26 protein-coding genes and 4 pseudogenes are annotated in these 19741 nt (G+C 43.0%); 13 read left to right on the plus strand and 17 right to left on the minus strand.

The window, feature by feature from the left end; all coding sequences use genetic code 11:
- Positions 1–389: 389 nt before the first annotated feature.
- Positions 390–665, minus strand: coding sequence for a hypothetical protein (locus MAE_RS17455; RefSeq protein ID WP_002795807.1), 276 nt, complete (start codon positions 663–665; stop codon positions 390–392).
- Between the two features lie 207 nt (positions 666–872).
- On the minus strand, positions 873–1421 hold the full coding sequence (locus tag MAE_RS17460) for an RDD family protein (protein ID WP_012266748.1): 549 nt from the start codon (positions 1419–1421) through the stop codon (positions 873–875).
- A gap of 414 nt (positions 1422–1835) precedes the next feature.
- Between MAE_RS17460 and MAE_RS17465 the strand changes: the two genes are divergently transcribed.
- The gene (locus MAE_RS17465) at positions 1836–2195 is read left to right on the plus strand and encodes a DUF6464 family protein (protein ID WP_012266749.1); all 360 of its coding nucleotides are present in this window, start codon (positions 1836–1838) and stop codon (positions 2193–2195) included.
- Positions 2196–2304: 109 nt separating this feature from the next.
- Here the strand turns inward: MAE_RS17465 and MAE_RS17470 are convergent, their stop codons facing one another.
- Positions 2305–3492, minus strand: a complete 1188-nt coding sequence (locus MAE_RS17470; RefSeq protein ID WP_012266750.1) for an RNA-guided endonuclease InsQ/TnpB family protein — start codon at positions 3490–3492, stop codon at positions 2305–2307.
- A 90-nt stretch (positions 3493–3582) separates the two neighbouring features.
- Between MAE_RS17470 and bioF the strand changes: the two genes are divergently transcribed.
- Positions 3583–4740: an 8-amino-7-oxononanoate synthase gene (gene bioF / locus MAE_RS17475; protein WP_002747137.1), complete on the plus strand. Its 1158-nt coding sequence runs from the start codon at positions 3583–3585 to the stop codon at positions 4738–4740.
- A 155-nt stretch (positions 4741–4895) separates the two neighbouring features.
- Here the strand turns inward: bioF and MAE_RS17480 are convergent, their stop codons facing one another.
- The 9 genes and pseudogenes from MAE_RS17480 to MAE_RS17515 all read right to left on the minus strand — a co-directional run bounded on the left by MAE_RS17480 (position 4896) and on the right by MAE_RS17515 (position 9618).
- Positions 4896–5303, minus strand: a complete 408-nt coding sequence (locus MAE_RS17480) for a PIN domain-containing protein (protein WP_012266751.1) — start codon at positions 5301–5303, stop codon at positions 4896–4898.
- A gap of 7 nt (positions 5304–5310) precedes the next feature.
- Positions 5311–5439, minus strand: coding sequence for a hypothetical protein (locus MAE_RS35810; protein ID WP_269453929.1), 129 nt, complete (start codon positions 5437–5439; stop codon positions 5311–5313).
- 288 nt (positions 5440–5727) lie between these two features.
- Entirely contained in the window at positions 5728–6036 is a 309-nt protein-coding gene (locus MAE_RS17485) for a DUF2442 domain-containing protein (protein ID WP_002795801.1), read from the minus strand.
- 604 nt (positions 6037–6640) lie between these two features.
- Positions 6641–7069, minus strand: coding sequence for an aspartyl protease family protein (locus tag MAE_RS17490; protein ID WP_002795800.1), 429 nt, complete (start codon positions 7067–7069; stop codon positions 6641–6643).
- Positions 7062–7277, minus strand: coding sequence for a hypothetical protein (locus MAE_RS17495; protein ID WP_002795799.1), 216 nt, complete (start codon positions 7275–7277; stop codon positions 7062–7064). Before MAE_RS17495 ends, MAE_RS17490 begins: the two co-directional genes overlap by 8 nt.
- 30 nt (positions 7278–7307) lie before the next feature.
- Positions 7308–7739 (minus strand): DUF5615 family PIN-like protein, encoded by a 432-nt coding sequence (locus MAE_RS17500; protein WP_012266754.1) that lies wholly within the window; start codon positions 7737–7739, stop codon positions 7308–7310.
- A gap of 46 nt (positions 7740–7785) precedes the next feature.
- Positions 7786–8648, minus strand: a pseudogene (locus tag MAE_RS30230) (IS5 family transposase).
- Between the two features lie 242 nt (positions 8649–8890).
- Positions 8891–9376 (minus strand): annotated as a pseudogene (locus MAE_RS32535) (DUF3368 domain-containing protein).
- Positions 9373–9618, minus strand: a complete 246-nt coding sequence (locus MAE_RS17515; RefSeq protein WP_002770883.1) for a UPF0175 family protein — start codon at positions 9616–9618, stop codon at positions 9373–9375. Before MAE_RS17515 ends, MAE_RS32535 begins: the two are co-directional and overlap by 4 nt.
- Positions 9619–10339: 721 nt before the next feature.
- Between MAE_RS17515 and MAE_RS36510 the strand changes: the two genes are divergently transcribed.
- From MAE_RS36510 to MAE_RS17525, 4 genes and pseudogenes are all read left to right on the plus strand, one after another.
- On the plus strand, positions 10340–10444 hold the full coding sequence (locus tag MAE_RS36510; protein WP_422730600.1) for a hypothetical protein: 105 nt from the start codon (positions 10340–10342) through the stop codon (positions 10442–10444).
- Positions 10445–10609: 165 nt separating this feature from the next.
- A pseudogene (locus tag MAE_RS33475) lies at positions 10610–10816 on the plus strand (IS1 family transposase); the annotation flags it as partial.
- Positions 10817–11251: 435 nt separating this feature from the next.
- Positions 11252–11675, plus strand: a pseudogene (locus MAE_RS17520) (IS1 family transposase); the annotation flags it as partial.
- Positions 11676–11911: 236 nt separating this feature from the next.
- Entirely contained in the window at positions 11912–12562 is a 651-nt protein-coding gene (locus MAE_RS17525) for a TIGR04282 family arsenosugar biosynthesis glycosyltransferase (protein WP_012266760.1), read from the plus strand.
- Here the strand turns inward: MAE_RS17525 and MAE_RS17530 are convergent.
- The 3 genes from MAE_RS17530 to speD all read right to left on the minus strand — a co-directional run bounded on the left by MAE_RS17530 (position 12524) and on the right by speD (position 13887).
- Positions 12524–13036 carry a L,D-transpeptidase gene (locus tag MAE_RS17530; RefSeq protein WP_002735789.1) on the minus strand — a complete coding sequence of 171 codons (513 nt, stop codon included), beginning with the start codon at positions 13034–13036 and terminating at the stop codon, positions 12524–12526. The genes MAE_RS17525 and MAE_RS17530 overlap by 39 nt on opposite strands.
- A gap of 78 nt (positions 13037–13114) precedes the next feature.
- Entirely contained in the window at positions 13115–13420 is a 306-nt protein-coding gene (locus tag MAE_RS17535) for a DUF6464 family protein (protein ID WP_012266763.1), read from the minus strand.
- Positions 13421–13479: 59 nt separating this feature from the next.
- The gene (speD, locus tag MAE_RS17540; protein ID WP_002795793.1) at positions 13480–13887 is read right to left on the minus strand and encodes an adenosylmethionine decarboxylase; all 408 of its coding nucleotides are present in this window, start codon (positions 13885–13887) and stop codon (positions 13480–13482) included.
- Between the two features lie 238 nt (positions 13888–14125).
- On the opposite strand from speD, the gene MAE_RS17545 reads away from it, so the two are divergent.
- Positions 14126–14410 (plus strand): type II toxin-antitoxin system RelE/ParE family toxin, encoded by a 285-nt coding sequence (locus MAE_RS17545; protein ID WP_012266764.1) that lies wholly within the window; start codon positions 14126–14128, stop codon positions 14408–14410.
- A 15-nt stretch (positions 14411–14425) separates the two neighbouring features.
- A complete protein-coding gene (locus tag MAE_RS17550) occupies positions 14426–14779 on the plus strand; it encodes a HigA family addiction module antitoxin (protein ID WP_012266765.1) in 354 nt (117 codons plus the stop codon).
- A gap of 10 nt (positions 14780–14789) precedes the next feature.
- Here the strand turns inward: MAE_RS17550 and MAE_RS17555 are convergent, their stop codons facing one another.
- Positions 14790–15443 (minus strand): DUF4335 domain-containing protein, encoded by a 654-nt coding sequence (locus tag MAE_RS17555; RefSeq protein WP_012266766.1) that lies wholly within the window; start codon positions 15441–15443, stop codon positions 14790–14792.
- Between the two features lie 2 nt (positions 15444–15445).
- Complete coding sequence (locus MAE_RS17560; RefSeq protein ID WP_002799452.1) at positions 15446–16072, minus strand: DUF3038 domain-containing protein; 627 nt, start codon at positions 16070–16072, stop codon at positions 15446–15448.
- A gap of 216 nt (positions 16073–16288) precedes the next feature.
- Here MAE_RS17560 and MAE_RS17565 point away from each other — a divergent pair, with 216 nt between their 5' ends.
- The 5 genes from MAE_RS17565 to MAE_RS34165 all read left to right on the plus strand — a co-directional run bounded on the left by MAE_RS17565 (position 16289) and on the right by MAE_RS34165 (position 19635).
- Positions 16289–16807: an adenine phosphoribosyltransferase gene (locus MAE_RS17565; protein WP_012266767.1), complete on the plus strand. Its 519-nt coding sequence runs from the start codon at positions 16289–16291 to the stop codon at positions 16805–16807.
- A gap of 158 nt (positions 16808–16965) precedes the next feature.
- Positions 16966–18027: an ABC transporter permease gene (locus MAE_RS17570; protein ID WP_012266768.1), complete on the plus strand. Its 1062-nt coding sequence runs from the start codon at positions 16966–16968 to the stop codon at positions 18025–18027.
- A gap of 278 nt (positions 18028–18305) precedes the next feature.
- The gene (locus MAE_RS17575) at positions 18306–18614 is read left to right on the plus strand and encodes a hypothetical protein (protein WP_002737657.1); all 309 of its coding nucleotides are present in this window, start codon (positions 18306–18308) and stop codon (positions 18612–18614) included.
- Between the two features lie 3 nt (positions 18615–18617).
- Positions 18618–19496, plus strand: coding sequence for an SDR family oxidoreductase (locus tag MAE_RS17580; RefSeq protein WP_012266769.1), 879 nt, complete (start codon positions 18618–18620; stop codon positions 19494–19496).
- On the plus strand, positions 19483–19635 hold the full coding sequence (locus MAE_RS34165) for a hypothetical protein (protein WP_172970502.1): 153 nt from the start codon (positions 19483–19485) through the stop codon (positions 19633–19635). The genes MAE_RS17580 and MAE_RS34165 overlap by 14 nt, the downstream gene beginning before the upstream one ends.
- Positions 19636–19741 lie beyond the last annotated feature (106 nt).

Here is a 19741-nt window from a genome sequence, read left to right on the forward strand (position 1 = left end):
TTGCCCATGCCTCATTCTGATGAAAACTGCTATAGCGTTCATTATCAAAATCCCACATTCCGCACCCTAAAGTGTCACATTGAAAATTTTATCTAAATCGTCAAAACGATTGCCGGCTCTGAATTACAGGCTAATTTGTTTGCCCAGCAGATGCACAATTAGCCCTAAAAATCTGATAGCTCTGATACCAAATTATTGAGATAAACTCTCATTAAGCTGGCGATCGCTGACTAGAGTGTGACACTTCATAATTCTTAGTAATCGCTAAAAGTCTTACTATACAAGGGCTAGAGCAACTTTTGATTTCAACGACCAGGGTGCGGAATGTGGGCAAAATATCTACGGGCTTAATTAAGCCCGTAGGCACGGCTACGGGCAACTTCTAGAGGTTAGGCTTGATCGCTTCTGTTCTCGTTAATCTGTCGGATGATTTCAATCATTTGAGCGTGTCGATCATCCATTCTCTCTAGATGCCGGTAAAAATCGGCTTGAGTCTCATAAAAATCTGATTGTGCGCTTGCTATTCGAGCTAGGTAATCGTAAAGCCCTTTTTTCTCCTGTTTCCGTTCTTCGCGGTCACTAGCGACGGCATCAGCTAGGGCTTGAATAGCGCGAGCGTTCGATTCCACTATTTTCTCGATCCGCTCTAATCTGTCTTCTGACATTTTGGTAAACTCCTAATAGACTAATTTCTTGTCCCCCACCGATGCCCGTCGGATGGCGGAATAATACTAAATCCGTTGAGTATAGGCTATATATCAGGACAGCCGAACGGCAAAAGGCAAAAGGGGGAATAAATAACCAGTTTTTAATAACCGGATTTAGTATCACTCAAAACTTAAAACTGATCACTGATCACTGATAACTGCTATTTATCTTCTCATTCTGCCCTTAATTTGATACCAAAGCCTTCTTAAACGTAGATCGAGAGAAAAACCCCGACGGGTGGGAATAACAATCGTGCCACCGATGCGATCGTGGAAAGCGCGGTTCAATTGCTCATCACCGATCGCCATACCACAATCGGCGAAAAGGGGCGAAGATAATAAAATCAAGCTTAAAGGATTGCCAAAAAAAGTATTTAACCCTACCATCATTAAAGCTGCCCCGCCACCAGCGATCGCCTCTCGTTTGCTTAACTCCAAAATTCCGGGTAAACGCTGAAGTTGTAGATCGATGATCTTCATATCCAGGGCCCAACGTCCTAAACTCTGACCCTGATTCTGCGCTACCAATAACACCCGCAAACACCACCAAATCAGGAGAAAAAGGAAAAATTGTAGTACAGGCGAACTGTTAGCAAAGGAGCTTAAAAACCAGATCGAGGCAAAGTCGATCAGGAAAGCATAGGCACGACGATCTAAGGGAATTTTCGGAAATTTTTGCGGTAGATTATCTTCAGGTGGGATCGGGTAAACCATAAAAGATCTCTTGTAAAAATCAAAAATTGTTGTTAGGGTTAGGAGTCAGTAGCCAGTAGTCAGTAGTCAGGAGAATTAAGAATGAATGATAATCAGTTAAATGGTCTATTTACAGACTTTATCCCATTTAATCCTTATTTTTGCCGTTTTTGAACCCTGAAAAATTAATTATGCAAGAGATTTAAAGTAAATTCTCGGAAAAATCCTGCGGTTTATCTTCTACTCTAATCGGGAAATTGGCAATTCTAGGATAGTTGTCCCTTGTCTTTTTTCTCCCCCTGTCTCGGAGTCTTCTGTCTGGGAGTCTGCTTACCTAACCGAAGATTTTTGATTTTTGCAGGAGATATAATTATTAATCGACTCGGAGATCTAAGCTACCATTGAGCAAAGGTAGCCCAGAATACAGGGATAATCATGGAGCAAGATTCATTAACAACGGAGGTTATTCTAACCCATCCGCGGCAAAGTTTGGGAGAGATCCAATTGGATTGGATGCCACAACCGGGTAATTATTTGGCCTTAAAAGGACAAACCTACGCAGTTTTGGAACGTCACCACCAGTATCAATACAAGATTGGTGGCTATTGTTTACGCAAAATTTCCCTTTATGTACAAACTGCTCCCACTCCTAACGAAAAAAGTTTGATTGAAGGACGTTGGGTGATGGGGGATGCTAGTTGTCGTTTTAACGCCAGATCTGAACTGTTGCGCTGTGCGATTAACCCCCCAGGTCCCTGTCAAGATTGTCGTTTTTACGAAGCTATTAACCCTTAAAAGAGCCTTTTTCGGCAATAATCTGGCTATTTTTCCCCTAGCTAACCACTATATTGATCAATCGCCTTTGACATCCTCACCGCCGTAAACGGACGGTGATTCCCAAACCTCACGATTTAGGTTTCTGCTTCTTTCCCTTGCGGGGTTCCGCACCTGCCTTAACAGATTTACTCTGTTCTGGTCTTATGGTCGCTCTACAGACTGACACCGCAAGCCCTGCGGCCAAAATATTTTTACTGGCGTTAATATCTCGGTCATGGTGTGTCCCACAGTCTGGACAATCCCACTCTCGAATATTTAACGGCATCTTTTCGACAATATGCCCGCAATTACTACACCTTTTAGAGCTAGGAAACCATCTATCTATTTCGATGTAATTTCTTCCATACCAACGGCATTTATAGGCTAATTGTCGGGTGATTTCTCCCCAGCTTACGTCAGATATTGCCTGAGATAACTTGGGGTTTTTGACCATATTCTTGACGGCTAAATTCTCAACCACAATCGTTTGGTTTTCACGAACTAATTGAGTGGTTAGCTTGTGTAAATGGTCTTTCCTGCTATCGGTGATTTGAGCGTGAATTTTGGCTACTTTGATTTTTGCCTTTTCTCGATTCTTTGAGTCTTTCTGTTTTCTAGAAAGGCTTTTTTGGGCCTTTCGCAGTCTCCGATAATGCTTTTTAAAATGCTTGGGATTAGATACTTTATCGCCATCGCTGGTAATCACGAGGCTACTAATTCCTAAGTCAATTCCGATGGCTTTATCTGTTACTGGTAATGGCTTAATCGTTGGGTCATCAAATCTTATTGAGATATGCCAACGTCCAGAAGGATGTAATCTGACTGTTACTGTGCTTGGTTCACAGCTTTCTGGTATTTGTCTTGACCATCGAATAGGTAAGGGTTCTGTGCATTTGGCTAAATAGATTTGTTTGTCTTTGAACTTAAAAGCAGATTTGGTAAATTCGGCACTTCCTCCCTGATGTTTTTTCTTAAAGTTAGGATACTTAGTACGACCAGCAAAGAAATTAGTAAAAGCTGTTTGTAAATGTCTTAAGCCTTGTTGTAAAGGTACACAGCTAACTTCATTGAGAAAGTCTAATTCTTCTTGCTTTTTCCACTCGGTCAACATTGAAGAAGTTTCAGTATATCCTACTCTTTCTTGTCTTTCATACCAAGCTTGTGTTCTGAGATGGAGTGCCTTATTGTAAACCAATCTTACACAGCCCAAAGTGCGCCGCAATAGCGACTCTTGTTCGGGTGTGGGGTAAAATCGGAACGAGTAGGCTTTTTCCATGTCTCACATTCTAGCATATATTTCGTAAATGTTCTAATATTTAACAGTAAAGCCGTCGTAGAACGACGGGGTTTCAGACCCAAATTTTCGATGAATCATCCTTACTCTTGGATCGAGGATAGCTTAAAAACCCTCCATCGGGCCAATTGGTATCGAAGGGTTAAAACCATTCAAGGCCGGGGCGGAGCCGTTATAGAATTAGAGGGTCGATCGCTGATTAATTTTGCCAGTAATGATTATCTGGGATTAGCAGCCGATGAAAGAATGATCGCGGCAGCCATAGCAGCAACACAACGCTATGGAACTGGAAGCACCGGCTCGCGTCTATTAAGTGGACACCGAGATCTTCATCGAGACTTAGAATTAGCGATCGCATCCTTTAAAAATAGCGAAGACGCGATCGTTTTTAGTTCGGGATATTTAGCCAATTTGGGGACAATTACCTGTTTAGTGGGGCAGAAAGACCTGATTTTAGGCGATCAATACAATCACTCTAGCCTCAAAAATGGAGCCAAGTTAAGCGGTGCCACGGTGAAAGAATACCGGCACAATAGTCTCGAAGACTTAGAAAATCAGTTATTAGCCCACCGTCATCACTATCGTCATTGTTTACTGCTCACTGATACAGTGTTTAGTATGGATGGGGATATCTGTCCCCTGGCGGGAATTCTCGCTCTAGCCGAGATTTATAATTGCATGGTTTTGGTGGATGAGGCCCACGCTACCGGGGTTATGGGGGAAAATGGCACAGGTTGCGTGGAATATTGTGGTTGTCAGGGACGGGAATTAATTCAGATGGGAACCCTGAGTAAAGCTTTGGGCAGTTTAGGGGGATATGTGACCGGAAACGCCAAAATTATCGATTTTATCCGCAATCGCGCCGCCACCTGGATTTATACTACCGGTTTATCCCCCGCCGACACCGCCGCTGCTAGAATGGCTTTAGAGATTATTCGTCTGGAACCGGAACGTCGCCAACGCTTACACCAAAATATTAATTTTGTCAAGAGTAAATTAAATAATCTTAATATATTGCCTTCAGAAGCGGCGATTTTATGTTTACCGGTAGCCAATCCGGGTCAAGCCCTAGAATTATCGCAAAAACTGCTAGAAAAAGGGATTTTTGCCCCCGCCATTCGTCCTCCTACCGTTCCCACCAGTCGTCTGCGGTTTACTGCCATGGCCACCCATAGCCTCGCCCATCTAGAGGTTCTTGTCCAGTCTATTGGCGAGTCTTTCCCCACATAGGGAAAAAGTTTTTTCTGGGAGCAGGGAGCAGGGTGTGGGGAAGTGGGGTTTGGGGAAGTGGGGAACGGTAAAGTGCAGCGGCGGCAGACAACCTTAGCATCACCACTGGGAGCTCCCGACCGTCCGCTCCAGCGCCTTGTTATGCTGCGGCGGGTTTAGGGACTCTTGAAAGGATTGACAATTTTCAGCCCATCAATGTCTGAATACCCAAAGTCTTCTGTATAGAGAGTTTCGACGTTTGCTTCCAAACAAGCAGCAACCACCATCGAATCCCAATGAGACAAACTAAAACGCCTGATCAAGTCCTCAGCACGATTAATCACAGCCCAAGTTGGCAAAGCTGTGTACCAAACCTGTTGCAAATCTCGAATGTACTGATAGGCTTGCGCTCTGTCATACCCAAATGGCTCAAGTTTGCGGCTTGCCGCTAAATATTCGCAGGCAACCTGCCAAATTAAAACTCCCTCTGTCAGATTAGCTACTAGAGAAGCTGCGATTGCCTGCTTACTAGGATAACGCGAATCATTGACGTAAATTATACTTTGCACGGCTACAACTTGCATTTTTTACTCAAGGACAATAATATAGTTGGTTCTTCGTTACTTGGTATGGTTCGATCAGGGGGCATAAATCGGCTAAATCCTTATCTGGCAAGAGACTTAATTGATTAGCTCGTTCTAGATTGAAAACAATTGGCAAAAATCGAAGCAATGTCTTTCTATATAATGGTTTCATCCCTTATAACTCCCGTCCATTGCATAACACAAACCGAAGAACCGCATATATTTCGTAAATGTTCTAATATTTAACAGTAAAGCCGTCGTAGAACGACGGGGTTTCAGACCCAAATTTTCGATGAATGCCCCGCAAGCAACTTCAAGCCACTGTCCTAACCGAGGACTTGCCGCGTAACGCCCGAACTCACCCGCCGCTATTGATTTTGGCTAATCCAAAAATAATATAACACAGGTCGGCTGCAGTGATTTCTTAGACAGTCGCTACTCGATTATTTAACCAACGCTTCAAGGATTTTTGACTTTCCCCTGATGGTTGGCCAAGAATCAAGTTTTTAGTGCTAATGTCTTCATCTAGTTGATTCCAATGGATTCCACTGCCACCAGCGAGCAAGCGATAATCATTGCGCTTCTCAGTTGAGCCATGCAGGAGCCGAGGATACCATGCCAGGGGAACAGATATAGTGCGCCCATCAGACAAATCTACACTGAGTGTGTCATCTGTGATGGCCAATTGCTGAATAGCCAATGTTTCAAATACTTCATTCGTTAAAAAAGTCATTCCAGCCTGCTAGTAATTGTTCTTGGTTTTCTTGAACAAGTTTTTGAATGCGGTTAATTTCGGTGCGGTTAAATCCTTTTCCGAAACATACAGAACTAATGAACTACTATACTCATCCCACCAGTCTTGTGTAATCTTAAGTAGGGAGGCACAATTATTTGTAGGATGGGTTGGCGGTAGCGTAACATAATCGGGAGTTGGGTTTCATGCTTCAACCCAACCTACGTTCATCTTATATTTAATTCCACCCACCTACTTAATGTTGGCGGCAAGAATCAGGTTTTCTGTTGGTCTTGCGGTTAGATGACCCAAAATACTGGTTTCAATATAGAGGGTTTCGCTCACGGCAATAAGAGAAAATCTATCCCACGTCTATCCTACTGCATTTAATCTTGGTTTTGAGGGAATTGGGTAACAGCCGTCAACCCAAGCTACAAGATCAGCGTACTGCTACGCAGTGCCTTCGGCATCGCACTACCTCCGCCAAAAGATGAAGCGGCATAACGGTAAAGTGCAGCGGCGGCAGATCCCCTCGAACTCAACACAAGCGGCTTTCGCCCGTCCGCTGCCACGCAGTGTTAGCTGGCTGGCAAGAGCAACCAACCTATCCCGAAACAGGAGCTTTGGGGCTAACTGCAAACTCTAGCTGTGAACGGTAGAAGCAGACATCAAACTCCATAAAGAAGTTCACCTGCCCCAAGATAAGCGGCACGTTGGTAGCTTGTGTCCAGGCAAATACCAGTTGCACGGGATCAAATTGCCCAACGACCGCTTGAGCAAGTACGACACGCGCCTCATATTGAGCCAAATTTCCTGTCAAACTCAGTGCTGTTGTTTGCCGATCCCATTCGTACCCAAGCTCGACTCCTACTGAATATGGTAGTACGTTTACACTTGCTCCAGTGTCCAATAGACCGGATGCTGTGACAGAAGCTTGTCTGTAAAACAGAGTAAAAGGCAAATGCGGACGAAAACTGGCTTCACCTAATGCCGCGTCACCAGAAACAAATGGATATCGCTCAGCGTTACCCATGGTCTTGAGCTTTGGTAGCCTGTAGCACTTTTAACATCGTATCTGCTGCCTCAACCGCATCATAGGGCGACCACACTGGGTAAGCCTGACCCTGTTTAATCAAATCTGTCTCCTGTTGGGCTAGTTCTGAAATCAGGAGCTGCATGATATAAAACTTATCTGAACGACCCAGTTCTCTCAATGCCGAGATTAATTCTGATGAAACCATATAAAATGAAATGCTCTTGTCAAGCTAGGTTTACCCTTTTATTCTAATCGCCCCAACCCGATGCAGTGACGTGCTCGCTGAGCATACACGATACAATATCGGCGATCGCACCGTTAAGTCTCTCATTCTAATTTTGTCTTCTTCAATAACTGTAAAGTGTCCATACCAGTCATCCCGCAATGAGATAACCTTGGCAACTTTCTCAGCGACTACAGATCCAGAAGGTACTCTTATTCTAAACAAAATAATACCAACGCTGGCCGGCAACCTTGAACGAAAGGCGAGTTCTCCAAAATCTTGATCAAATGTCAAGAGAATACGATTTTCTGCCTGGGCGCGACTTAAAACTTCCCGGTCCGAGATTCCGGGGGATTCCACCCTAATCCACAGGACATCATGGACCTTTTGTCGTAGGGCTTCAACCGCATCAAGGGGGAAATTTTCGTTCGCTAGAAAACGCATCAGTTAAGCAGGAATAGCATAGACTTTAGATCTCTTGCAAAAGTAATCAAGATATATCCTTTTGTCGGTAACGAAGTTCGTAATTGTAGATACCAGCAATCAAATTCAATCTCAGACCAAATCGCCGTCTGCGATTTCTGTATCTTGATGAAAGTATCCGAAATATTTTGAGACGACGATGAATATGTTCTATAACTATGCGCCGTTGTGATAACTGACGATTGTCTTTTTTTTGCTCTTTACTTAGTTTTTCTTTTTTCTTTTTTTATGAGGAATTTGACTGTTTTGATGGATTTTCTGAATTCCTTGATAGCCTTTATCCCCTAATATTTCTATTCCTTATTTAACCTTATTTTGCTCTCTTTCCACAGTCGAAAATCATGGACTCTTCCTTTCTCACAACGGACACAGATTACCTGCTCGCTTTTTTGGTCGCAACGCGCTCGCTGCGCGAGATCGGCAACGACTTGCGACTTTAATGTGTGGTATCCCTGCTTGCCACTATAGCATGATTTCTGTTTTTTTTGGGTCTTTCTATCTCCTGTTCTGACACATCCACCACTATTACTTCTATTTCACTATTACTTTCTAATAGGGCTTTTTTTCCCAGTAGATTAAACAGACCTGATTTGATGAGAATATTCTCGACTTTCCTAACAATTCTATACGCCGTTGATTCGTTAATACCCCAACTATTTCCCAGATGAAAATAGGTGCGATATTCTCGCCAATATTCTAGTGTTATTAGTAGTTGGTCTTCCGTACTCAATTTGCTAGGTCTACTGTCTTTTTTTGCCAAACTTTTTCTGCCTTTAGGACTGTTACCATATCCTTAAATGTATCTGGATACACGCCACACAAGCGTTTGAACTCTGTTGGCTTTAAAGTTTTTACTTGTTCGTAAGTCATCTTTCAATCTTAACTCTTGGACTATTTTATCCTATTTTGTCTAGACTTATGCAAGAGATCTAATGTGCATGGTGCGTTCCCCCAAAAATCGATCGGTGAAGCAGTGGGAGCCACATTAGGGAACGCACCCTACAAGATCGGCGATCGCACTGTTTGCTTGCTTTAATTCATAACAAAAATTAACACACGAAAACCAGAAGAGCCAGAATCTTTGTAAAATGGGTTGAAATATTGCAATAGAATCATTCTCCCGCAATTGTCAAAACCTTTCTGTAGAGTGTTTCGCTAATTCGGAATTCTGCTTTTAAGATTAGCTGAGCAACAATAGGTTTAATATTCATAATCAATTCTTTTTGCTTGGCTTCGAGTAAAACGCCCAATATTCCAGTAATATTTAGCCCAAGAGATCGTGCAACTTTGCGTCCTTTTCTTTCATCCAAAATTAATATATCTGCGCCTAATTATAGCGCTAAAATAATCCCTTCTGATTCTCCTCGGTCTAATTTATTGAGTAGTTGATTAACTTGGTTTTGCTGGGTGACGGGCCGTGTTTCTATCCAAGATAAGGTCATGATTTCAATCGTGCCAGGTACGGCGTAGCCTAAACTCGCCATTTCGTCATAAACGGCTTGAGGAATGATAATTGTTCCATAGAGTTGATGCAAAAGGGTTAACTGGTTAACGGCGGCTAGGTTGGTAATGGGTGAGGTGTCACTCACGACGATCATAGTCTGCCTAGTTTTTGTAAGGTTTGGATATCTTCTTCTAATTCTTCAAGGTCATAATGGACACAAATCTCTCTTAGATTAAGTTCGTGTTGAAATTGGAGGAGGTTCATGCCTGCAAGATGACGGGCTTTGCCAATGCTGATTTTGTCTTGTTTAAAGAGCATGATGGCGATTTCTAGTTTTAGCTCGTCTTCGGAGAGTCCTGATGCGGTCAGTATGTCATTAGGAATAACTACGCTCATAATTTTTAGGGGTTGGCGATTGTCAAATCAGCGATGGTTTTATGATAGCTCGCTTGTGTCTAGTGCCTTGAGGGAGGTTTATGATTTCTCCAATCTCCGTTAAAAAGAAGCAAATATCAAATAATCCTCTTTTAAATAGGGTTTGCTGAAAAAGTTTGTTGGTGGGGTTAGGAGTCAGGAGTCAGGAGTCAGGAGTCAGGAGTCGGGAGTCGGGAGACAGCTATTAGGGATCGGATTTGAGTTTTCAGTTCACTGTTTCCTCACACCAGAAGTCTGACGGAGTAGTGGCTTAGATGTGTAATTAATTTTGCTTAGGTACTTATCTATATCCTTACTTTTAATCATGATACCAATACTCACCCCCTGCTGAATGTCAGACACATTCTCATACTTTCTAGCGGAATTATCGCCATTAGCCGGTAGTAGTAGTAAGGAAACCCAACACACAATAATTGTTATGATTTCTGGTAATGATTTGGTAGTAGTGGCGTAGCCCTCTTGCTTATCTGGTATGAATTGTGTAAAATATTTATGAATAAAAATAATTGGAACCCGCTCAGTCTTTAAACCTCTAGCTTGATCATGACTTTTCTGATAAATATCTTTTTCTGGCTCCTGTCTGGCTTACTCAAATATCAGTCTAGCACCGAACAAAGTACCCCCTTCACCTCTATTCCCCTGTCCTAATTGTGGTTCTCACCATACTATCAAGAATGGTTCTATTCATAATGGAAAACCCAAACGTCAAGGTAAAGAGTGTGGTCGTCAGTTGGTGATCAATCCCACTAATAAAACCGGTTCTTCGTTACTTGGTATGGTTCGATAGGGGGTCATAAATCGACTAAATCCTTATCTGGTAAGAGACTTAATTGATTAGTTCGCTCTAGATCAAAAATAATTGACAAAAATCGCTAAATGCCTTTCTATATAAGGGTTCCATCCCTTATAACCCCCGTCCATTGCATAACAATTACCGAAGAGCCATAAAACCGTCTCTGACGAAACCAAACAATTAATTGATAAACTCTTGCTCGAACGAATTTCCTTGCGAGGAATTGCTAGAGTAACAGGGGTAAGTTGGTCATGGTTACAAAACTATGTCAACAATAAACTGGCGGCTGTCCCCCGTCAAATAAAGGTTTCGGACAAACCAAAAGGTAAATTGGTTAGAGAATGTGATGAGATGTGGTCTTGGGTTTTTTCTAACTGGACTTCCCCCATACAGAAATACTAAAAAATCAACAAAACCCTTACTGCATGGAGCTTCTCAGAAAAAATTGACAAGCCGCTACTGGGTACATTTTTCGCTTGAAAATGGCTGTACCGTTGACTGTATCTGGAGTAGAGCGATTCCGTAGAGTTGGCTGTATAGTGATCGCTAACCTCATTGTAACAGATGGTGTCATTAATCTCTAGAGTCAGCGATTCCCTCTGTAGCCATGTTTTTGCTGGTTTTCTGCCCCGAAACAAGCTATAATGGTCGAAAGGTCAAATTTGAAAATTTTTGCCTCAAACCCTATCAGCGTAAGGACTTCAGGAGTTTGTGTCCAGTAGTCCATTAGTATTATATGGCTTTAACTCAGGCTCTATAAGACTTTTAGCCATAGCTAGTATGTTTATACGGGGGAAGTCCAGTTCTAAGACGATAAAGGTTTATATTTGGCGGTTAATTGATAGAAAGACAAGAGAAATTATTGGTTGCTATGCGCGGAGATAGGAGTCGTCAATCAGCTAAAAAACTTTGGGGCCAGTTTACCAGGTGTTTACCGACAATGCGCGGTTGCTTACACAGACTTTTGGGAGTCCTATAAGACAGTAATTCCTAGTAAACGTCATCGGGCAGTAGGTAAAGAAACTGGTCAAACTAATCATATTGAAAGATTAAATAATACCTTTCGACAAAGGATTTCTCGGCTGGTGAGAGAGAGTCTATCTTTCTCTAAAAAAATGGAGAATCACGTTGGGGAGTCCTTTGGTATTTTATCCATGACTACAATGCACAGCAAAGCAAAGGATTAAGCCGCCATCACTACTACCGAATCACCACCAAAGCCTAGTCCCTAGCTAATCAGGGTTGGCTGAAAAAGTCTGAAATGCCGCTAGGAAAAAGGTTTCGACTCAATAAAGCGATCGCCCCTCTTGTAGGTTGGGTTGAGGAATGAAACCCAACACAGAATTAGATAACCAACTAAAATAATCTATACTAAGCCAATAAAGCCTGTTTTATTGGGTTTCTTGCATCCTATTAACAGTATGCTAAAACTAATAATTAATATCATCGTCGCAATCACTCGTGGACTGGAGACAACAACTGATTATTTTTACCCGTTATCCGGAATTGGGGAAAGTAAAAACCCGTATGATTCCAGCTTTGGCAGCCGAGGGAGCCGAAGAATTACACCGAAAACTGGCCGAATATACTCTCGGTAAATTAGCGGGTTTGAGGAATTTTCTCTCCCTGATCATTTACTACCATGGCGGCAGCGAGGAAAAAATGCGTACTTGGTTAGGTGTGCATTATTCCTATCATTCTCAACGGGGAAAAGACTTAGGAGAAAAGATGCAAAATGCTTTTGCCGATGGTTTTGCTCAAGGGATAACAGCGATCGCTATTATTGGCACAGATTGCCCAGAAATCGGGGAAAAAGAGATTTTATCAGCCTTTGAGGCCTTAAAAACCCACGATATGGTTTTAGGGCCGGCGTTAGATGGGGGATACTACCTAATTGCTTTAAAACAGGTCTTTCCAGAGCTTTTTGACGGTATTCCCTGGGGAACGGGGGAAGTCTTGGAAAAAACTCAGACAATCGCCGCTAAACTGGCTTTAAAAACCGCTTATCTGCCTAAATTAGCCGATATTGATCGTCCGGAAGACCTGCCCATCTTAAAAAATTATCTGCCGGAATTAAGGTTGAACGATGACGGGGGTTCCCATGCGGACTAAATCAAACAACACTTTCACATCCCGATTCCGCATCCGCACACAACCATGGGAAGCGGCACTACCGAGGGAATTTTCTGCGGGGGTGCCATGAAAACCGATGGAATTTTTGCCGTCACTCCAAAAACCGATCCATCTTTCCCCTAGGGGACTATTGGGACCGGGGGTGCTGACTTTTCCCGTCCAGGGACTTTTCCAGACGGGATTGCGAACTAATTCCCGCACTTCAAATTTACCGGTGGGGGTTTCCCAGCCTTTTTTGCCGACGGCGACGGTAAATTGTGCTAAAACTTGCTTATCTTGATAAACGTAAACTTTTCTCTCTTTCAATTTTAAGACCAGATGGGTGGCGAGAGTTTGATTGGCCGCCGTATTCGGGGTGACGGTGCTGATTTGGTTAGCTTGGGCCGGATATACGGGTAAACAAGTTAATCCTAATCCGATGATTAAGAGGGTCAAATTTCGTTTGAACGCCATTGTTCCCACACTCCTCAATTGCGATAGCGATAATTTTTAAGGATAGCAAATAGGGAACTTTTTGGAAGCTCAAGCCGCTTACACTGTGCCGGTTTTAGCTTCGTACTGCCGACAACCTTCACAGGGACCTGTGGGATTAACCGCACAACGCAAGTGGGGGGAATAGGCATTAAAACGACAACTAAGATCACCGATCAAGGCCGGTTTATTTTCTGTCTCTACAGGGATTGACAAAAAATCACTGGCAATCACCGTGCTGTATTCGTGACGATAGCGAATCCCTCTCAAACGGTTGCTTAATCTCTGTTGGGATCGGTTAATCAACCAGAGACTAACGAGAGAGGGAAAGAGGGCGAGGATAAAAACAAAGGTTATCCTGATCACGATTTCAGTTTAGGCGATCGCCAGTGCTGCTAACTTATTATTGAGGCCGGCGCTAGAAATTAGGCCATAACCAGGGAAGACTTAAGGGGTTCTTCCTTTTTGCTTTCATAAACTCCCGCAGTACTGGGGAATCCTCTGGTTAGTTCCCGCACTTTAATCTCACCTGCTTGCAGGGATTTGGTCAAAATTTCCATGGCAACCACGGGTTTACCCGCACCACAGAAGAATAAATCGGCGGCGAAATAGCCGTGTTCAGGCCAGGTGTGGATCGCGATATGAGATTCAGCTAAAGTCGCCGTCGCGGTAACTCCGTGGGGACTGAACTGGTGGACACACAAATCGATCAGCGTTGCTTCTCCTGCCGTAATTCCATCGAGGATAGCGCGACGAATGCGCTCGGGATCGTTGAGGAGGTCAGCAGGTACTTGCCAAGCATCGACAATCAAATGGGTTCCCAGTTTGGTCATTTTTTTTTCAATACTCCCTATCGAAAAACCTTCACAGATTCACCAGTATAACACAATTTTTCTAACTTGTGAAAAAAAAATCAGGTTTTTCTCGGGTACTTTCCCTAAAAAGCTGAGACAGAGCAGGGGAGAAGGGTGTGGGGTGTGGGGTGTGGGGTGTGGGGCGAAGGCTTACGTCTGCTTGACAATAGTATCGTTAGGCGTTAGAATTTGATCATCAGTGCACCAGTGATCAATTATGATAGTCAAATTCAAGTCCGAAGAGACTAAGCTCATTTTCGAGGGGTTTCAGTCTCGTCACTATCCCCCTGATATTCAATCGGTCGCTCTACGAAAACTGCTAATCCTTGCAGCGGCGTTATCGATCAATGATCTGCGTGTCCCACCGGGTAATCGGTTGGAGAAGTTGCAGGGCGATCGTCAGGGCCAGTACAGCATCCGTATTAATGACCAATGGAGAATTTGCTTCATTTGGACTGATGAAGGCAATGCTGATCAGGTAGAGATAGTGGACTACCACTAAAATTAGCTAAATGCAATGAACAGCAACACTTCGACACATTTCGACAGGCTCAATGTAAAAGCTCAGTTCCACCGTTTGCCAAATATCCATCCCGGTGAAATCCTCAAGTTAGATTTTCTGGAACCGCTCAATATTACCCCCTACAGACTGAGCAAAGATTTAAGCGTAGCTCAAACTCGTATCGGTGAGATTTTAGCTGGTAAGCGTAGTATCACTGCGGACACAGCTTTGCGTCTGTCACGATATTTTGGTAACAGTCCTCAGTTTTGGCTGAATCTTCAAACAGACTACGATCTCCGTCAAGCTCAGACAAAGAATGCCGAAGTTTATAACCAAATTCCTATTACTCCATTTACAGATTTAGCTTAGGGGACTAATTTTATCTAGGAGGGGGGACGGGATTAGTGGGGACGGTGGGACTGGGAGAAGCGGCGGGAATGGGTGGATTTTCGGGTTTACGGACTTGGGGGACGGGTAACAGATAGAAAAGTAGGGCGCAAGCGACAAGACTGCCTAATCCTGCCAAAAAAGGTACTGTTCGACCGGCCACCGATTCATTGACCTTATGGTAGCGACGGGAAACTGGCTGTAATTTCAGGGTTAGGTCAGGTAAAGTGCGAGTATCAGCAAAAAATTGGTCAATCGCTTCTATCAAATCGAATAACTGCACGGTACTGATTTCTATCTTGACCGGACTTTCCGGGATATTCAAGTCCGTTGATGGATACCAGACCAGACGATGGAGATTATGGTCAATCTTTTCTAGGTACACATGATCTGGTTCATGGACGGGGTCTTGGGGATGACGAACACCACTCAAAAATTCTTGGGCATACTGACTGACCGCTTGTACCAAATTTTCCAAGAAAACCCGACCACCTTGCAGGACTTTATTGGCCCCGATTAACCGACATTCTACGTTAGTCAAAATTGAGAGTAAAGGTCGGCTATCACCGGGGTTAGCTGGGGCGAAATCATCGCCGAAACCATCGAGAATCAGGGTACAATTGGGCAGGCTATACTGTCTTCTCATTTTTACACTATCTCCCCATCAAATAAACTAATCCAAAACCGCTGCATTCCCGTCGTACCAGTACAAAATAATAACTGATCGAGGAGGGATAAAGCCAGTTCATTTAAAGCATTTTCATCGGCTAGATAAACCGATACTTTGGCCCGGCGGGGGTTCATGCGACTGCGAAAATTGGAGCGAAATCTTTCTAGGTATTCTGATAAAAGAAAATTATTATCCACGGGTAAACCCTTTGATTCCATCTGTTGCCGCGCTAACAGTAATTGTCGGATGGATATAGCTAGGGGTTTGGCCCGGTAACTGGCAATGATAACTAAAGCTTTTGCTTGGTCAAGGGTGAGACGGTCGAGGGTGTAGGAAATTCGCCACGGATTAGTACAGCGTAAGCGCCAGAAAATAATCCGGTTTTTGACAATTTTATCGAGTCCTAGTTCTTTACAGAGGGCTAACAGGGCCTCCCCGGCACCGACTTCTAAGGATTCCAACGCTAACAGCATTAAATCGATATGCTGTTGGAGATGTAGGGCGCATTGCTGACTGGCAATCGGAAAATCGGGTAAAACGCTTAAAATAACTGGTTTTTCTGGGGCTGATGCTGTAGATTCGGGCGTTAGGCTAGTAGAGGTCATGATATAGGAGAACTAAAACACAAGGGCGATCGAGTCAGGGTGTTGTAAATTGTATTGTATATATAAGTAGGTAGGTGTTAAAAGTTCTCAGATCCCCCCGCCTATCGGCACCCCCCTTATCAAGGGGGGCAGGGGGGATCAGAGGCAAAATCTATCTTCAATTTAATTATAACTACTTACTTAGCTGTCCCCCATTTTACGAGACACGGAAACCGAATGGATCTGAAATCACTGATTCGCGATATTCCTGACTTTCCCAAACCGGGTATTGTCTTCCGCGATATTACTACCCTACTCAATCATCCCCAAGGATTACGTTACACGATCGATACCCTAACGGCAAAGTGTCGCGATTACGGTTTATCCCCCGATTACATTGTCGGTATGGAATCCAGGGGTTTTCTCTTTGGTGTTCCTTTAGCATACCAATTAGAAGCGGGATTTATTCCTGTCCGGAAACCGGGCAAATTACCCGCCGCCGTTCATAGTATCGAGTATGATTTGGAATACGGAAGCGATAGCCTGGAAATTCATCAGGACGCGGTGGCATCCCATCATAAAGTCTTAATTGTCGATGATTTAATCGCGACGGGAGGGACGGCGAAAGCGACGGCCGGTTTATTAGAAAAAATTGGTTGCGAGGTGTTAGGATTTGCCTTTATCATCGAGTTAATCGACCTTGGTGGTCGGGAAAAATTACCCGATTTACCGATTATTACCCTCATCGATTATTAGGTTTTTTTTTAAGTACCTAAGCAGAATTAATTACACATTTCGCTAACACTCTGGCAAGAGTGCCTATCTCAAAAATGGCAATTAATTCTGCGCGACTATTTATCTCCTGACTCCTGAATTGGAGTCCCCACTAGGAAATTAACTTGGCACGATTACTTATGACGGCGACCGATGATAATTATAAGGCTGCAACCGCTCGATCGAGTGCTAATGGGTTACAATCTCTCCTAACTAGCGAAACTTTTTTATATATTGTCAAGCGTGTTCTCCAGGGTTTATTAACTCTGTTGTTGGCCTCGGCTTTGAGTTTCGCTATTATCCAATTAACCCCCGGCGGTTTTCTGGCTTTGCTTGACCTTAATCCCAAGATTAGTCAGGAAACTAAAGAACAATATATTGCCCTTTTTGGTTTAAAAGACCCGCCGATTGTCCAGTATTTTAAATGGTTGTGGCAAGTGGTAACTCAGTTTAATTTTGGTCTGAGTTTTACCTATTTTCGTCCCGTGTCTTCCCTATTATTAGAGAGAATTCCAGCGACGTTATTAATGTCTTTGACTTCCATCATTTTAACCTGGGCGATCGCGATTCCCTTGGGCATTCTCAGCGCCGTCAAACAAAACCAATTTATCGATAAATTTTTCCGAGTTATCAGTTATCTTGGTCAAGGTTTCCCCAGTTTTATCACTGCCCTTTTACTGCTAATTCTCGCCCAAAATGTCTCGCCGCTTTTACCGGTGGGTGATATGACCAGTATTAACTATTCGGAATATTCCCCTATCGGTAAAGTTTTAGATATCGCTTGGCACATGATTTTACCAACTATTGCCCTGACAGTTACCAGTTTTGCAGGATTACAAAGATTGATGCGGGGACAATTGTTAGATGTTCTGCGACAGGATTATATTCAAACCGCGAGGGCGAAAGGTTTACCGGAAAATAAAGTTATCTATGTCCACGCTTTACGCAATGCTATTAATCCCCTGATAACTCTTTTGGGCTTTGAATTTTCTAGTTTGTTAAGTGGGGCATTTATCGCCGAATTTTTCTTTAACTGGCCCGGATTAGGTCGTTTAATTCTGCAAGCTGTGACTGCTAAAGATTTATATTTAGTTATGGGCAGTTTAATGATGGGTGCTACTATGTTGATTATCGGTAATCTTCTGGCTGATTTACTTCTCAAAGCTGTAGATCCTAGAATTAAATTGGAGGATTTAAAGTAGGGGAAATGGGGAAATTTTATCAGTTATCAGTAAACAGTAATCAGTTATCAGTGGGGAGATGGGGAGATGGGGGAAATTCCACTAAAACCCTAAAACCCCAAAACCCAACCCCTAACCCCCAACCCCTTTTTTCCTTTTCACTTTTTACTTAAGTAGGGAGGCACAATTATTTGTAGGATGGGTTAGCGGTAGCGTAACCCATGCAGGCGTTGGGTTTCATGCTTCAACCCAACCTACGTTCATCTTATATTTAATTCCACCCACCCACTTAACAAACTATGTTAGCAACTACACATTATTTACTCAGGTCAAAACAAGACGGACAATACCTAGTAGCGCGTCTGAGAAAAGGTGAAAGCGAAACTCCAGCTAGTTATCTGCTTCTGTTTAAAGAATCCTACGATGCTTTAAGTTATATCAACACCCATGCTCAGGATTTAGCCAATAATTTTTCTGTGGAAACTCTCTCAGGAACACAATTAAAGGGACTGATGCAGCGATGGGGATTTGCAGGAATTGGTTTAGTTAGTGAACCTTTGGAACCACAGGTGCAGTTTTTAGCCTACGAAAAAGGATTTAATCTCTAAACTATGAAAACGCTGTTAATCACTGGAGTTAGTGGGTTTTTAGGTTGGCATATTTACCAAAAAACGCGCTCATCTTGGGCAAGTTTTGGTACATATTTTAATCACAATGTCAATAGTAATGACCCGAATTTAATTAAAATTAACTTAACAGACTTAGCCGCAGTTAGAGAACTTTTTCAACAGATTAAACCCGACGCGGTAATTCATGGGGCTGCCCAATCAAAACCGAATCTCTGTCAAGAATTTCCCCAAGCATCCGAGGCAATTAATCTGACAGCTTCTCTAGAAATTGCCCGTTTATGTAGTCAATATCAAATACCGCTAGTTTTTACCTCTACCGATTTAGTTTTTGATGGTAAAAATGCCCCCTATTCCGAAAATGATACCGTTTCTCCCGTCAGTGTCTATGGTGAGCAAAAAGTAGCGGCAGAAAAGGGTATTTTAGCAATATATCCTCGGGCGGCTATTTGTCGAATGCCTTTGATGTTTGGTTCCCCTTCTCCCACCGCTAATAGTTTTCTGCAACCCTTTTTAAAAACCCTCCAAGAGGGAAAAGAATTATCTCTATTTACCGATGAATATCGGACGGCTGTTGGGGTTAATAGTGCGGTGAATGGTTTACTTTTGGCATTAGAAAAAGTGCAAGGGATTATTCATCTGGGGGGTAAAGAAAGAGTTTCTCGTTATCAATTTGGTTTACTAATGGCGGCAGTTTTTAACATTTCCATAGAACAAATAAAACCCTGTTTACAGTGCGATGTTCCCATGATTGCGCCGCGTCCGCAGGATGTTTCTCTTGATAGTTCTCTTGCTTTTTCTTTAGGTTATCAACCATTAAGTATTAAAACCGAATTAGAGGCAATTAGAGATGAAATTATCTGAACAAAAGCGGACTATATTAATTATCTTGCTCCTTTTTTTTACCGCTATTCTCATGGCCAATTATTTTGAGGTAGGGATGACAGGAGTGTTAGCTTTTTTCGTTGCCTATCTTTCTAAAGGAATGCGAAAAGTTAAGTAGGGTATGCTGAAAAAGCCTGAAATGCCGATAGGAAAAAGGTAAAATATCCTAAAAGTCCTGCACTTTTTTATTCAGTACATATGTATAGAATCTCGGCGGCAACTCC

This window comes from Microcystis aeruginosa NIES-843 (assembly GCF_000010625.1).
In the GTDB taxonomy this organism is placed as follows: Bacteria; Cyanobacteriota; Cyanobacteriia; order Cyanobacteriales; family Microcystaceae; genus Microcystis; species Microcystis aeruginosa.

Coding starts and splice junctions, on each gene's coding strand:
- MAE_RS17480 (WP_012266751.1), bottom strand. CDS start 5,303: ATGCAAGTTGTAGCCGTGCAAAGTATAATTTACGTCAATGATTCGCGT.
- bioF (WP_002747137.1), top strand. CDS start 3,583: ATGAATCATCCTTACTCTTGGATCGAGGATAGCTTAAAAACCCTCCAT.
- MAE_RS17460 (WP_012266748.1), bottom strand. CDS start 1,421: ATGGTTTACCCGATCCCACCTGAAGATAATCTACCGCAAAAATTTCCG.
- MAE_RS17565 (WP_012266767.1), top strand. CDS start 16,289: ATGGATCTGAAATCACTGATTCGCGATATTCCTGACTTTCCCAAACCG.
- MAE_RS17550 (WP_012266765.1), top strand. CDS start 14,426: ATGAACAGCAACACTTCGACACATTTCGACAGGCTCAATGTAAAAGCT.
- MAE_RS17500 (WP_012266754.1), bottom strand. CDS start 7,739: ATGCGTTTTCTAGCGAACGAAAATTTCCCCCTTGATGCGGTTGAAGCC.
- MAE_RS17545 (WP_012266764.1), top strand. CDS start 14,126: ATGATAGTCAAATTCAAGTCCGAAGAGACTAAGCTCATTTTCGAGGGG.
- MAE_RS17465 (WP_012266749.1), top strand. CDS start 1,836: ATGGAGCAAGATTCATTAACAACGGAGGTTATTCTAACCCATCCGCGG.
- MAE_RS34165 (WP_172970502.1), top strand. CDS start 19,483: ATGAAATTATCTGAACAAAAGCGGACTATATTAATTATCTTGCTCCTT.
- MAE_RS17560 (WP_002799452.1), bottom strand. CDS start 16,072: ATGACCTCTACTAGCCTAACGCCCGAATCTACAGCATCAGCCCCAGAA.
- MAE_RS17490 (WP_002795800.1), bottom strand. CDS start 7,069: ATGGGTAACGCTGAGCGATATCCATTTGTTTCTGGTGACGCGGCATTA.
- MAE_RS17575 (WP_002737657.1), top strand. CDS start 18,306: ATGTTAGCAACTACACATTATTTACTCAGGTCAAAACAAGACGGACAA.
- MAE_RS17530 (WP_002735789.1), bottom strand. CDS start 13,036: ATGGCGTTCAAACGAAATTTGACCCTCTTAATCATCGGATTAGGATTA.
- MAE_RS17470 (WP_012266750.1), bottom strand. CDS start 3,492: ATGGAAAAAGCCTACTCGTTCCGATTTTACCCCACACCCGAACAAGAG.
- MAE_RS17515 (WP_002770883.1), bottom strand. CDS start 9,618: ATGAGCGTAGTTATTCCTAATGACATACTGACCGCATCAGGACTCTCC.
- MAE_RS17455 (WP_002795807.1), bottom strand. CDS start 665: ATGTCAGAAGACAGATTAGAGCGGATCGAGAAAATAGTGGAATCGAAC.
- MAE_RS17555 (WP_012266766.1), bottom strand. CDS start 15,443: ATGAGAAGACAGTATAGCCTGCCCAATTGTACCCTGATTCTCGATGGT.
- MAE_RS17495 (WP_002795799.1), bottom strand. CDS start 7,277: ATGGTTTCATCAGAATTAATCTCGGCATTGAGAGAACTGGGTCGTTCA.
- MAE_RS17485 (WP_002795801.1), bottom strand. CDS start 6,036: ATGACTTTTTTAACGAATGAAGTATTTGAAACATTGGCTATTCAGCAA.
- MAE_RS17570 (WP_012266768.1), top strand. CDS start 16,966: ATGACGGCGACCGATGATAATTATAAGGCTGCAACCGCTCGATCGAGT.
- MAE_RS17580 (WP_012266769.1), top strand. CDS start 18,618: ATGAAAACGCTGTTAATCACTGGAGTTAGTGGGTTTTTAGGTTGGCAT.
- speD (WP_002795793.1), bottom strand. CDS start 13,887: ATGACCAAACTGGGAACCCATTTGATTGTCGATGCTTGGCAAGTACCT.